Origin of the sequence: Neorhizobium huautlense (genome assembly GCF_002968575.1) — a bacterium.
GTDB classification, from domain to species: domain Bacteria; phylum Pseudomonadota; class Alphaproteobacteria; order Rhizobiales; family Rhizobiaceae; genus Neorhizobium; species Neorhizobium huautlense.
The window spans coordinates 295,583-308,233 of the sequence record NZ_PVBM01000003.1; the positions used below are offsets into that span (position 1 = coordinate 295,583).

The following is a 12,651-nucleotide window of genomic DNA, read 5'->3' on the forward strand; positions in this document are numbered from 1 at the left end:
AGCTAACAAAAAGGGGAATTTCATGCTGAGTGCCCAACTGAAATACACGCTGCTTGCCGCCGGATTGATGTTCGGCGGCTCCTTTACCGGTGCCAACGCGGCCTCCTATTGCGCAGACGGCAAGACCGTCACCTTCGCCGGCATCGATTGGGAGAGCGGCGCCCTCATTACTGAGGTGATGAAGGCGATCCTGTCGAAGGGTTATGATTGCAAGGTGGACTCAATCCCCGGCAATTCCGTCACTTTGGAGCAGGCAACCGCCAACAACGACGTGCAGATCTTTGCCGAGGAGTGGATCGGCCGTTCCGATGTCTGGAACAATGCAGCCGCAGCGGGCCAAGTCACTTCGGTCGGCAAGACGTTTGTCGGTGCTTCCGAAGGCTGGTTCGTGCCGGAATATCTCGTCAAGGGAGACCAGGCGCGGGGCGTCAAGCCGCTGGCGCCCGACCTGAAGAGCGTTTCGCAGCTTTCCGACCCGAAGATCGTAGAGCTGTTCAAGGATCCGGAAGAACCTTCCAAGGGCCGCTTTCTGAATTGCCCGTCCGGCTGGACCTGCGAAGGCGTCAACACCGCCAAGCTTGAGGCCTACAAGCTGACGGATGCCTATGTGAACTTCCGCCCCGGCACGGGAACTGCGCTCGATGCGGCCATCAGTTCGGCATATCTGCAGGGTGAGCCGGTGCTTTTCTACTATTGGAGCCCTACGGCCATCATGGGCAAGTTCAAGCTGGTTCAGCTTGAGGAACCTGCCTACAGCGAAGCCTGCTGGAAGGAGCTGACAAGCGCGACAGGCAAGCGCGAAGCTGGCTGCGCCTTCCCGACCGTCGAAGTGGCCTACGGCGTCAACAGCACCTTTGCCAAGGAGGCGCCTGAAATTATCCAGATCCTGGAAAAGGCGACTTTCCCACTGGAAGAGGTGAATGCGAGCCTCGCTTACATGGTCGATCAGAAGGCTGACGCGGTTGCTGCCGCCGACCAGTTCCTGAAGACCAAGGGTGCTGTTTGGAACGCCTGGGTTTCGGCCGACGCCAAGGCCAAGATCGAAGCCTCGTTGAAATAGTCTCAGGTGGCCGCGCGTCTCTGCGCGCGGCCACGACCATGCGTCGCGTCGCTTTGATGTTTCGAGCGCGGGCGCGGGCGGTTTGCCATCTCAAGGACTTGAGCAATGTTTCCCGACAGCTTCCATATCTCCATCCGCGGGCCGATAAATACGGCGGTGCAGTCGCTGGTGGTCAGCTACGGCTTCGTCTTCAAGGCGATTTCGCAGACGATTTTGCAGGCCATCCTCTTCATCGAATGGATCGTGCGCGGCTTGCCCTGGTGGCTGGTGATTATCGCTTTCATGGCGCTAACCTGGCAGGCAACGCGCAAGCTTGCACTCGCCTTCATCGTCGCGGCGATGCTGTTCGTGATCGGAGCCCTCGGTCTGTGGGATCTGGCCATGCAAACGCTCGCTCTGATGCTGATGGCAACGCTGATCTCGATTGCCATCGGTGTGCCGATGGGCATATGGCTGGCCAAGAGCCGTCTCATGCGCGGCATCACACTCCCGGTTCTCGATGTGATGCAGACCATGCCGAGTTTCGTCTATCTCATTCCTGCGATCATGCTTTTCGGGCTCGGCAAGGTACCGGCCGTGCTGGCCACCATTGTTTATGCAGTACCCCCGTTGATCCGATTGACCGATCTCGGCATCCGGCAGGTCGACGGCGAAGTTGTCGAGGCGGCAACCGCCTTTGGCGGCAGCCCGCGGCAGATCCTGTTCGGCGTCGAACTGCCGCTTGCGACGCCAACGATCATGGCCGGCCTCAACCAGACCATTATGATGGCCCTTTCCATGGTCGTGGTGGCTTCCATGATCGGCGCGCGGGGCCTTGGCGAACAGGTGTTGAACGGCATTCAGACGCTCGATGTCGGCAAAGGGCTCGAAGCCGGACTGGGTATCGTCATCCTGGCCATCGTACTTGATCGTATCACCCAAGGCTTCGGCCGTTCCAAGCTGGAGGACGGCCAGAATGGCTGAGATAGAGATCCGCAATGTCTTCAAGATCTTCGGCCGAAATTCTCGCGACGCCCTGGCAATGGCGCGCGACGGTGCCGAGAAGGGCGAAATTCTCGAGCGCACCGGATGCAGCGTTGGTCTGAACGATATCAGCCTGACGATCGGCGCATCCCGCATCTTTGTGATCATGGGGCTTTCCGGTTCGGGAAAATCCACCCTGGTGCGCCATATCAATCGCCTGATCGAGCCGACCAGCGGGCAGATCCTCGTTGATGGTCGCAATGTGCTCGCCCTCAATCGACGTGACCTCAGGGAGTTCCGCACTCGCCGCGTGAGCATGGTGTTCCAGAGCTTCGGCCTGATGCCGCATCGGACGGTGTTGCAGAACGTAGTCTACGGTCAGTGGGTGCGGGGTTTAAGCAAGGCGGAGGCCAATCCGATCGGCATGAAATGGATCGAGACCGTCGGCCTGCTCGGTTACGAGAACAAATATCCACACCAGCTTTCGGGTGGCATGAAGCAACGTGTCGGGCTGGCGCGTGCGCTGGCCGCAGACACCGACGTGATCCTGATGGACGAGGCTTTTTCGGCCCTGGATCCGCTGATCCGCAGCGATATGCAGGACCAGTTGCTGCAATTGGAGAAGAATCTCTCCAAGACCATCGTCTTCATCACGCACGATCTCGATGAGGCGCTGCGTATCGGCGCCGAGATTGCCATTCTGAAGGACGGTCGGCTCGTGCAGGTCGGTACGCCAAGCCAGATCTTGAATACGCCGGCAGATGACTATGTTGCCCGTTTCGTGCAGCGCCGTGCCGGTGCAGAGGCAGCCCATCATGGCTGACGTTGTCGTTCTCGATAAAGTTTTGACCTGGAAAGAGATTGCGGCAATCGCCAATGGCGCTGAGTTGGTTCTTTCCGCCGAATCCTGGCAGCGGATTTCAAAGGCGCGCGCGATTGTTGATGCACTGGTCGAACGGGAAATCCGCGGCTATGGCATCAATACCGGTGTTGGTGCGCTGTGCGATGTCGTCATCGATCGCGACGATCAGCAGACGCTCTCACGAAACATCCTCTTCAGCCATGCTTGCGGCGTCGGCGAGCCGCTCGGCAATGCGGAGACGCGCGCGATCATGGCCGCGCAGATTGCCAATTTCGCGCATGGCTTTTCCGGCATCAGCGTTAAAGTGGTCGAGGCGCTTCTGGCATTGCTGAATGCGGATATCCTGCCCGTCATTCCTTCGCGGGGCTCGGTCGGCTACCTCACTCATGCCGCGGCTATTGGTCTGGTTCTGATCGGCGAAGGCGAATGCAGGCAGGCCGGCGAATTGATCGCTGGACGCGAGGCGCTGAACCGGGTCGGCCTAGAACCGGTTACGCTGAAGGCGAAGGAAGGCCTGAGCCTGGTCAATGGGACACCCTGTGCGACAGGTCTTGGTGCGCTGGCGATTTCGCGCTTCTTTCATCTGCTCGACTGGGCGGATGCGGCCGCGGCGATGACCTACGAAAACCTCGGGGCCCAGGCTGATCCGTTTGCCGAAATGCCGCTTTCGCTGCGCCGTTCCGCGGGGCTGCAGCGGGTCGGGCGAAACCTCCGCCACTGGCTTGCGGGAAGTCAGCTTCTGGCGCAATCGGCCGGGAGCCGCACGCAGGATCCTTTGAGCCTCCGCGCGGTGCCGCAGATCCATGGTGCCGTCCGTGATGCTTTGGAGCAGGCCCAGGAGGTCATCGATCGGGAGTTATCTAGCGTGACGGACAATCCCATCGTCACCGGCTCACCGGAAGCGCCGCAGGTTCATTCGCAGGCTCACGCAGTCGGGGCCGGTTTGGGTCTGGCCATGGACAGCGTGGCGACCGCTGCTGCCGAGCTCGCGGCGATTTCCGAGCGGCGGATCGACCGGTTGGTGAACCCGCTCGTGAGCGGCCTGCCTGCGTTTCTTGCCGCCGGAAGCGGCGTATGTTCCGGTTTCATGATCATTCAGTACACGGCCGCCGCGCTTGTGGCGGAAAATCGTCGACTGGCTGCGCCTGCAAGCCTTGATGGCGGCATCACGTCCGCGCTGCAGGAAGACATTCTGACCCATGCCACACCGGCGGCCGACAAGGCGCTGGCGATCCTCGACAATCTGCAGACCGTTCTTGCGATCGAAGTGGCGGCGGCGGCGCAGGCCTATGATCAGCAGCCGGGATCGGCAGCCAAGGCCGCTCGAACGGCGCGGCTCTATGATCTGGTCCGGCGGGAAGTACCTTTTTATCAGGATGATCAACCGCTGAATGCCCTTGTAGGCCGGGTTCGCGGCCTCATTGGCGTGACCCGTGTTGGATCTGAAAGCGAGGCGCTATGACGACACTGTTGCGCAATGCAAGGCTGGCAACCATGTCGCCGAACCACCCAGGGCTCGGAGTGATTGACCGCGGGGCGATTTTGATCGAAGGCGGCCGCATTGCCTATGTCGGCGATGAAGCAAGTGTCTCCGCGGTCGATCGCCTCGACGTCCTGGACTGCGAGGGCCGCTGGATCACGCCGGGGCTGATTGACTGTCATACCCATCTCGTCCATGCCGGAAACCGCGCACGAGAATTCGAAATGCGGCTCGCCGGGGCATCTTATGAGGAGATCGCCCGTGCGGGCGGCGGCATCGTTTCGTCCGTCCGGCAGGTGAGAGAGGCGAGCGAAACGGATCTGGTGGCCGAAAGCCTGCCGCGGCTGGATGCGCTGATGGCGGAAGGCGTCACCACCGTCGAAATCAAATCCGGTTATGGCTTAACCGTCGAGGACGAACTCAAGATGTTGCGCGCTGCGCGGTCTCTCGCGAACGAGCGCAAGGTCAACCTTACCACCACATATCTCGGGGCGCACGCGACGCCGGCAGATTACAAAGGGCGCAATGGCGATTTTATCCGCGACGTGGTGTTGCCGGGGCTTCAAGCCGCGCATGCGCAAGGGCTCGTAGATGCCGTGGATGGCTTCTGCGAGGGCATTGCCTTCCTGCCGGACGAGATGCGTATCGTCTTCGACGCGGCGAGGGCGCTTGGCCTCCCGATCAAGCTGCATGCCGATCAGCTTTCCAACCTTCATGGCGCGGCTCTTGCCGCAGAATATGGCGCACTTTCGGCAGATCACCTGGAGTATACCGATGAGGAAGGCGCTGTCGCCATGTCCGAGGCTGGAACCGTCGCCGTCCTGCTGCCCGGTGCCTATTATTTCATCCGCGAAACGAAGAAACCGCCGGTCGAGCTGTTTCGTAAGCACGCAACGAGGATGGCGCTCGCCACGGACTGCAACCCCGGCACATCGCCGCTGACTTCGCTGCTGCTGACAATGAATATGGGCGCCACTCTCTTTCACCTGACGGTTGAAGAATGCTTGGCCGGTGTGACCCGTGAGGCGGCCCGGACGCTTGGCCGTCTGGACAGCATCGGCACTATCGAGGTCGGCAAACAGGCGGATCTCGCCATCTGGGATATCGAGAGCCCCGCCGAACTGGTTTACCGGATCGGCTTCAATCCTCTGCATCGGCGGATTTGGCGCGGCGAGCTGACTTCCACATCCATGTCAGGAGTTTCATCGTGACGATCACACTTCATCCCGGCCGCGTATCGCTCGCCGAACTGGCGGCGATCTACTGGAACAACGGGCGTGCCGTACTGGACCGCAGCTTTGATTCTGGCATTGAACGCGCCGCTGCCCGGATTGCTGCGATCGCAGCCGGCAACGAACCGGTCTATGGGGTCAATACCGGGTTTGGAAAACTCGCATCGATCAAGATCGACGCCAGCGATACGGCAGTGCTGCAGCGCAATCTGATCCTGTCCCATTGCTGCGGGATTGGCGTGCCGCTGCCGGAAAATATCGTTCGCCTGATCATGGCGCTGAAGCTGGTGTCACTCGGCCGTGGCGCTTCCGGCGTGCGGCTCGAACTGGTGCGCCTGATCGAGGCCATGCTGGAAAGGGGCGTGATACCATTGATCCCGGAAAAGGGGTCGGTCGGCGCATCCGGAGATCTGGCCCCGCTCGCGCATATGGCAGCGGTGATGATGGGCGAGGCCGAAGCCTTTTATGAAGGCGAGCGGCTGCCGGGCGGTGTCGCGCTAGAGCGCGCCGGGCTGACCCCGGTCGTCCTCGCCGCCAAGGAAGGGCTGGCTCTGATCAACGGCACCCAGGCATCGACAGCTCTGGCTCTCGCTGGCCTGTTTCGTGCACATCGGGCGGCGCAGGCGGCTTTGATCACCGGGGCGCTTTCGACCGATGCGGCGATGGGGTCGTCCGCACCATTTGTCGCCGACATTCACGCGCTGCGTGGCCACAGGGGCCAGATCGACACAGCGGCGGCATTGCGTGGTTTGCTCGCCGGGTCGGTTATTAGGGAAAGCCATCTGCAGGGTGACGAGCGAGTGCAGGATCCGTACTGCATCCGCTGCCAGCCGCAAGTCGACGGCGCTTGTCTCGACTTGTTGCGCATGGCCGGCCACACGCTCGAAATCGAGGCCAATGCAGTCACCGACAACCCGCTGGTTCTGTCCGACGACAGCGTCGTTTCCGGGGGCAACTTCCATGCCGAGCCGGTGGCCTTTGCCGCAGACCAGATCGCCATTGCGGTTTGCGAGATCGGCGCGATCGCTCAGCGCCGCATAGCGCTTCTGGTTGATCCGACGCTTTCCTACGGGCTTCCGGCCTTTCTGGCCAGGAAGCCGGGGTTGAACTCCGGCCTGATGATTGCCGAAGTCACGTCCGCCGCCTTGATGAGCGAGAACAAGCAGATGGCGCATCCGGCCTCGGTGGATTCGACACCGACCTCGGCCAACCAGGAAGACCATGTTTCCATGGCCTGCCACGGTGCGCGCCGGCTGCTGCAGATGACGGAAAACCTCTTCGGCATCATCGGCATCGAAGCGGTGACGGCGGCCCAAGGGGTGGATTTTCGCGCACCGTTGACCACCAGTCCTGAACTGCAGAAGGCGATCGCCACTTTGCGAGCCGTCGTCCGGACCCTTGAAGAGGATCGCTTCATGGCGCCGGATCTGGCTGCTGCAAGTGCTCTTGTGGCGGACGGATCACTCGTCGCGAGCGTCTCCGACGGTCTGCTTCCGGGATTGGAGGGCTAATATGGCAGTCTTTGAAATCGTTCAGGGCACATCCCCCGTCATTCTCGCCTTCCCTCACACAGGGACAGAGGTTCCACCAGACGTTCGAGAGCGCCTGAACGAGAACGGACGGTTGCTCGCGGACACCGACTGGCACATTCATGATCTCTACGCCGATCTGTTACCGCAGGCGACGACCGTGCGGGCGACCTTCCATCGTTATGTCATCGACGCCAACCGCGATCCCACCGGCGCGAGCCTTTACCCCGGCCAGAATACCACCGGTCTGATCCCCGAGACGGACTTTGACGGAAAGCCGATCTGGAAGCCAGGCGAAGAACCGACTGAAGCCGATACCACCTATCGGCTGCAACACTTTCATGCCCCATATCACGCAGCCCTTCTTGCCGAGATTGAACGGGTCAAGACGATCAATGGTGTCGCGGTGCTCTATGATTGCCACTCCATCCGTTCGCTCATTCCGTTCCTGTTTGAAGGACGACTGCCCGATTTCAACATCGGTACGGATATGGGGCGTACCTGCGATCCTCGTATCGAGGCGGCAGCTATCGAAGTGGCTCGCTCAGCCAGAGGCTACACGGCGATCCTCAACGGCCGCTTTAAGGGTGGTTGGACGACCCGTCACTACGGGCGGCCGGAAACGGGCGTCCATGCAATCCAGATGGAGCTTTCGCAGATTTCGCATCTGGCCGCTGAAGAACCACCCTTCGCCTATGACGAGACGAAGGCCGAGGAGCTGCGCTTCCACCTGAAAGAGATCCTGACACGCATCGAAACCGTTGCGGATCAATTGAAGACCGAGGGAAATTGAGATGAGCAACCCACGCCACAACATCCGCGAAGTCCGTGCACCGCAAGGCCCGGAGTTGAACGCCAAGAGCTGGATGACCGAAGCCCCGCTGCGCATGCTGATGAATAACCTCGATCCGGACGTTGCCGAACGTCCGCATGAACTGGTGGTTTATGGCGGCATCGGCCGTGCCGCCCGCACCTGGGAGGATTTCGATCGCATCGTCGCGACACTGAAAACGCTGACCGAAGAGGAGACCCTTATCGTGCAGTCGGGTAAGCCGGTTGGTGTGTTTCGGACGCACAAGGACGCACCGCGTGTCCTAATCGCCAATTCCAATCTTGTCCCGCATTGGGCCACCTGGGACCATTTCAACGAACTCGACCGCAAAGGTTTGGCCATGTACGGCCAGATGACGGCCGGTTCCTGGATCTATATCGGCACGCAGGGCATCGTGCAGGGAACCTACGAGACTTTCGTGGAAGCCGGCCGCCAGCACTATGGCGGCAACCTGAAGGGCAAGTGGATACTGACCGGCGGTCTCGGGGGCATGGGAGGCGCCCAGCCGCTTGCGGCCGTCATGGCCGGTGCCTGCTGCCTCGCCGTCGAATGCGACGAGACACGCGTCGACTTCCGCCTGCGCACCCGCTATGTCGATGCGAAGGCCCATACCTTGGATGAAGCTCTGGCACTTATCGACCAGTGGACGAAAGCGGGTGAAGCCAAGTCTGTCGGTCTCATCGGCAATGCTGCCGAGATATTTCCCGAACTGGTTCGCCGTGGTGTAAAGCCCGACATCGTGACCGATCAAACCTCGGCCCATGACCCGGTTCACGGCTATCTGCCGATCGGCTGGACGGTCGCCGAATGGCGGGCGAAGCAGGAAAGCGATCCGAAGACGGTTGAAGCCGCCGCCCGGGCTTCGATGAAAATCCATGTCGCCGCCATGGTCGATTTTTGGAATATGGGCGTTCCCACGCTCGATTACGGTAACAATATCCGCCAGGTTGCCAAGGAAGAGGGGCTTGAGAACGCCTTCGCTTTCCCGGGCTTCGTGCCTGCCTATATCCGTCCGCTGTTTTGCCGTGGTATCGGCCCCTTCCGTTGGGCGGCACTTTCCGGCGATCCGGAGGACATCTACAAAACCGATGCCAAGGTGAAGGAACTGCTGCCGGACAACAAGCACCTGCATAACTGGCTGGACATGGCCCGCGAGCGCATCGCCTTCCAGGGCCTGCCGGCCCGGATATGCTGGGTGGGCCTGGGCGATCGTCACCGTCTGGCGCTGGCCTTTAACGAAATGGTCAAGAGTGGCGAATTGAAAGCACCTGTCGTCATCGGCCGCGATCATTTGGACAGTGGTTCCGTCGCTTCACCCAACCGCGAGACGGAAGCCATGAAGGACGGATCGGATGCAGTATCCGACTGGCCGCTTCTCAATGCCCTGCTCAACTGCGCCTCTGGCGCGACATGGGTCTCACTGCACCATGGGGGCGGTGTCGGCATGGGTTTCTCGCAGCATTCGGGCGTTGTCATCTGCGCAGACGGCTCCGATGACGCTGCCAAGCGTCTGGAGCGAGTTCTGTGGAACGATCCGGCCACCGGCGTCATGCGCCATGCCGATGCGGGTTACGAAATCGCGCTCGAATGCGCTAAGGAAAAGGGCTTGCGGCTGCCGGGCATCCTCGGCAATTGAGGACCGAGATGCGTCTCCTCAAGGCAGACAAGCATAGGGCCATGCCCTGGAAAAATGGCAAGGGCGTCACTCGGGAGGTGGCGTCCGAACCCTTGCCGGGCGATCCAGATGGCCGGTTTCTCTGGCGCGTCAGCCTCGCGACAGTAGAGGGCGAGAGTGATTTCTCGCCCTTTCCCGGCATTGACCGGACCATCGCGGTCCTTGCCGGCGACGGCATGCAGCTAACGGTGGACGGCGTCCTGCAGCCGGAAATGCGGGCATTGTGCGGCCCTTTTCCATTCTCCGGCGATAGTAGCGTCTCCGCCAGATGTCTGGGCGGCCCGATTACCGACCTCAACGTCATGACGCTTCGCGGCTACGCATGGCATCACGTGCAGCGATGTGCCTTCGAGGGACCCCTTGTCTTCAATACCGCCAAGGCACTTTCCGCGATTGTTTTTACGGGCACCTGCATGGTTCGAGCGGATGGAATCGAGCTTGCGGCAGAAGGACAAGACGTCCTTTGCTGGATAGCCCCGGATGTGCATGTCCATTTGACCGCCGAGCAGAGCAGCGTCGTTTATCTCATCGAGATGGAGCGCCTTTCGTGAGGGGAGGCAGGCAACCTTCCCGCCCAGGTCAGCTCGGCTGTTGTTCACTCGCCCATAGCGCGTGGAAGTGCTGGACAGGCCCGTGGCCGTTGCCGACACTCAGTGTGCCGGCTGCAGCTATGGCGCCTGCAAGATAGTCCTTGGCGATCGCAACGGATTCGGCAAGCGGAGCGCCTTTGGCAAGTTCGGCGGCGATCGCACTGGACAAGGTGCAACCTGTGCCATGGGTGTTTTGCGTGGAGACCCGCGTACCCTCAAACCAGTGAAGACCGGTGGATTCCGCCAGGACGTCGGGGCTTTCAGCCCTTTCAAGATGGCCACCCTTGATCAGCGCCGCCTTCGGCCCCAGCCGGAGTAGTCTCTCGGCCTGGCCGGCCATTCCCGCGCGGTCTACCGCCATCGCTTCACCTAGAAGAGCCGCGGCTTCCGGCAGGTTGGGCGTGACCAGCGTGGACATGGGTATTAGCCGACGGATCAGGATCTCTATCGCATCGGAAGCCAGAAGTGACGCCCCCCCTTTGGCGACCATGACAGGATCGAGCACGATCGGCAGATTGTCATTATAGGGACGGAGGGCATCCGCAACGACTTCGGCGATTTCCGCATTGGCAATCATGCCGATCTTGACCGCATCGACCCGGATGTCGGCAAAAATGGCGTGGATCTGCCCGGCCACGAAAGCAGGCGGTACGAGATGCACTCCTGTTACCCCCACCGTGTTTTGCGCCGTCAAGGCAGTAAGGACTGCCATTCCAAAGGTGCCCCGCGCCGAAAACGTCTTCAGGTCCGCCTGAATTCCCGCGCCGCCGGAGGGATCGGAGCCTGCGATGGATAAAACATTGCGGATCATAGGCGCGCCTTTCTGACCTCGTCAGTTATTCTTCGTGCGGCTTCCTTCGGGTCCGGCTGGCCGCAAATGGCGGAGACTACGGCGATCCCGTGGGCACCTGCCGCCAGCGCCTTGCCGGCGTGTTCCGCCCTGAGGCCGCCGATGGCGACCGCTGGCACCGATGCGGCCGCCACGATACGCGCCAATCCATCGAAGCCGATCGGCTGCTTGTGATCCGGTTTGGTGGGAGTGGCGAAGACCGGGCCTATTCCGACGTAGTCGACGAGAGATGGATCGACGCCCTGCGCAAGCTCCTCGGTTTCGACCGACACGCCGACGATCATACCCTCTCCGACGCGGCGGCGCGCCATCGATGCCCCCATGTCGCTCTGTCCCACATGCACTCCCTCGGCGCCGATGGCGATCGCGGCTTCGACATCGTCATTGACGATCAAAGGTATGCCGCTGCCTGCGAGTGCCGCTTTCAACGCCTGACCGGTCTCGATCATCCTTGCGGTGCTGGCGTTTTTGTCACGCAATTGAACCATGGTCGCACCACCTTCCACGGCGAGCCGAGCGGTCTGCGCCATGCCGAGGCCTTGGCATAACTCGGGATCGAGGACGAGATAGACGGATAGATCGAAGGCTTTCATGCTGCTACGACCTTCGCTTTGGCATCCAGCGTCTCTGGCGAAAGCGATGCCAACCGGTCAAGAAAAAGGGGAGAGAAAGAACCGGGGCCATTAGCAGTGAGTGCTGCTTCCTCCCCCGCGACCGCGAACATCGCGAGGGCGGCCACCGTCGCGTCGAACGGCCTATCCGGACGGACTGCGACAAAGGCACCAACCAGAGCGGTCAGAGAGCAACCAAGTGCCGTAACACGAGGCATAAGATCAGATCCGCCGAGGATATGGACGGAGCGAGAACCGTTGGTAACGAAGTCCATTTCGCCGGTAACGGCTACGACGCAGGCGTGATCACGAGCAAGCGCAACGGCGGCGTCTTCGGCCTTTTCGGTTTTGTCGCCGCTGTCGACGCCCTGACCGCGAGATTGCGCTCCTGTAAGTGCCATGATCTCCGAGGCGTTGCCGCGAATGACTGTGGGCTTCAGCGCCAGGAGTTCTGTAACGGCAGCGCTGCGGTAGGGGGTCGCGAAATGGGCGACCGGATCGAGGATCCAGGGCTTGCCCTCCTCGCTGGCAGCTTTTGCCGCTTCCTTCATGCCGGAAAGGAAGTAAGGCGAAAGCGTTCCGATGTTGATCGTCAACGCCGCAGCGATGCGAGCGAAATCTCCTGCTTCCTCCTTCGCATGCACCATGGCTGGCGAGGCGCCGGCGGCGAGCATCACATTGGCCGCGATGTTCATCGCCACGAAATTGGTGATGTTCTGCACAAGGGGGTTCTTTTGGCGCATTGCCGATAGAATCTGGCCTGGAGTGTCTGTCATCTGCGTCCTCGCCTTTTCAGGTGGAGGGGCGCAGGGCATTTCATCAGAAAAAGCCCAGGCGACTCCCTCCGCCAGCATGATCTGGTTCAGGTTCAAAGGGTACTTCTCAGCCCGGCAACCCGGACGCCCCTGTCTGAGGCAAGGACTAGCGCATATGCCGCCATGGGCGCCAGCGATTTTTGTCAAAAAAA

The 12,651-nt window shown here is 61.0% G+C and carries 12 protein-coding genes and 1 riboswitch; of the genes, 9 read left to right on the top strand and 3 right to left on the bottom strand.

From position 1 onward, the window contains the following. Positions 1-22: 22 nt before the first annotated feature. The 9 genes from C5L12_RS05390 to C5L12_RS05430 all read left to right on the top strand — a co-directional run bounded on the left by C5L12_RS05390 (position 23) and on the right by C5L12_RS05430 (position 10,184). The gene (locus C5L12_RS05390; protein WP_105370984.1) at positions 23-1,060 is read left to right on the top strand and encodes an ABC transporter substrate-binding protein; all 1,038 of its coding nucleotides are present in this window, start codon (positions 23-25) and stop codon (positions 1,058-1,060) included. A gap of 105 nt (positions 1,061-1,165) precedes the next feature. Further along, complete coding sequence (locus C5L12_RS05395) at positions 1,166-2,023, top strand: ABC transporter permease (protein ID WP_105370985.1); 858 nt, start codon at positions 1,166-1,168, stop codon at positions 2,021-2,023. After that, the gene (locus tag C5L12_RS05400; RefSeq protein ID WP_105370986.1) at positions 2,016-2,846 is read left to right on the top strand and encodes a quaternary amine ABC transporter ATP-binding protein; all 831 of its coding nucleotides are present in this window, start codon (positions 2,016-2,018) and stop codon (positions 2,844-2,846) included. Before C5L12_RS05395 ends, C5L12_RS05400 begins: the two co-directional genes overlap by 8 nt. Beyond that, positions 2,839-4,347, top strand: coding sequence for an HAL/PAL/TAL family ammonia-lyase (locus C5L12_RS05405; RefSeq protein ID WP_105370987.1), 1,509 nt, complete (start codon positions 2,839-2,841; stop codon positions 4,345-4,347). The genes C5L12_RS05400 and C5L12_RS05405 overlap by 8 nt, the downstream gene beginning before the upstream one ends. Beyond that, positions 4,344-5,576 (top strand): imidazolonepropionase, encoded by a 1,233-nt coding sequence (hutI, locus tag C5L12_RS05410; RefSeq protein ID WP_105370988.1) that lies wholly within the window; start codon positions 4,344-4,346, stop codon positions 5,574-5,576. Before C5L12_RS05405 ends, hutI begins: the two co-directional genes overlap by 4 nt. After that, positions 5,573-7,108 (top strand): histidine ammonia-lyase, encoded by a 1,536-nt coding sequence (gene hutH, locus C5L12_RS05415; protein ID WP_105370989.1) that lies wholly within the window; start codon positions 5,573-5,575, stop codon positions 7,106-7,108. Before hutI ends, hutH begins: the two co-directional genes overlap by 4 nt. Before the next feature lies 1 nt (position 7,109). Beyond that, positions 7,110-7,919, top strand: coding sequence for an N-formylglutamate deformylase (hutG, locus tag C5L12_RS05420; protein ID WP_105370990.1), 810 nt, complete (start codon positions 7,110-7,112; stop codon positions 7,917-7,919). Between the two features lies 1 nt (position 7,920). Further along, the gene (hutU, locus tag C5L12_RS05425; protein WP_105370991.1) at positions 7,921-9,594 is read left to right on the top strand and encodes a urocanate hydratase; all 1,674 of its coding nucleotides are present in this window, start codon (positions 7,921-7,923) and stop codon (positions 9,592-9,594) included. An 8-nt stretch (positions 9,595-9,602) separates the two neighbouring features. Next, positions 9,603-10,184, top strand: a complete 582-nt coding sequence (locus C5L12_RS05430) for a HutD/Ves family protein (RefSeq protein ID WP_105370992.1) — start codon at positions 9,603-9,605, stop codon at positions 10,182-10,184. A 28-nt stretch (positions 10,185-10,212) separates the two neighbouring features. Here C5L12_RS05430 and thiD read toward each other — a convergent pair whose 3' ends face one another. Genes thiD through thiM form a run of 3 tightly spaced genes read right to left on the bottom strand, consistent with a single transcriptional unit; the run spans position 10,213 to position 12,460 of the window. Further along, a complete protein-coding gene (thiD, locus tag C5L12_RS05435) occupies positions 10,213-11,034 on the bottom strand; it encodes a bifunctional hydroxymethylpyrimidine kinase/phosphomethylpyrimidine kinase (protein WP_105370993.1) in 822 nt (273 codons plus the stop codon). After that, complete coding sequence (gene thiE, locus C5L12_RS05440) at positions 11,031-11,666, bottom strand: thiamine phosphate synthase (protein WP_105370994.1); 636 nt, start codon at positions 11,664-11,666, stop codon at positions 11,031-11,033. The genes thiD and thiE overlap by 4 nt, the downstream gene beginning before the upstream one ends. Then, a complete protein-coding gene (thiM, locus tag C5L12_RS05445) occupies positions 11,663-12,460 on the bottom strand; it encodes a hydroxyethylthiazole kinase (protein ID WP_105370995.1) in 798 nt (265 codons plus the stop codon). The genes thiE and thiM overlap by 4 nt, the downstream gene beginning before the upstream one ends. A 46-nt stretch (positions 12,461-12,506) precedes the next feature. Next, a riboswitch (TPP riboswitch) is annotated at positions 12,507-12,601 on the bottom strand. Between the last annotated feature and the right edge of the window lie 50 nt (positions 12,602-12,651).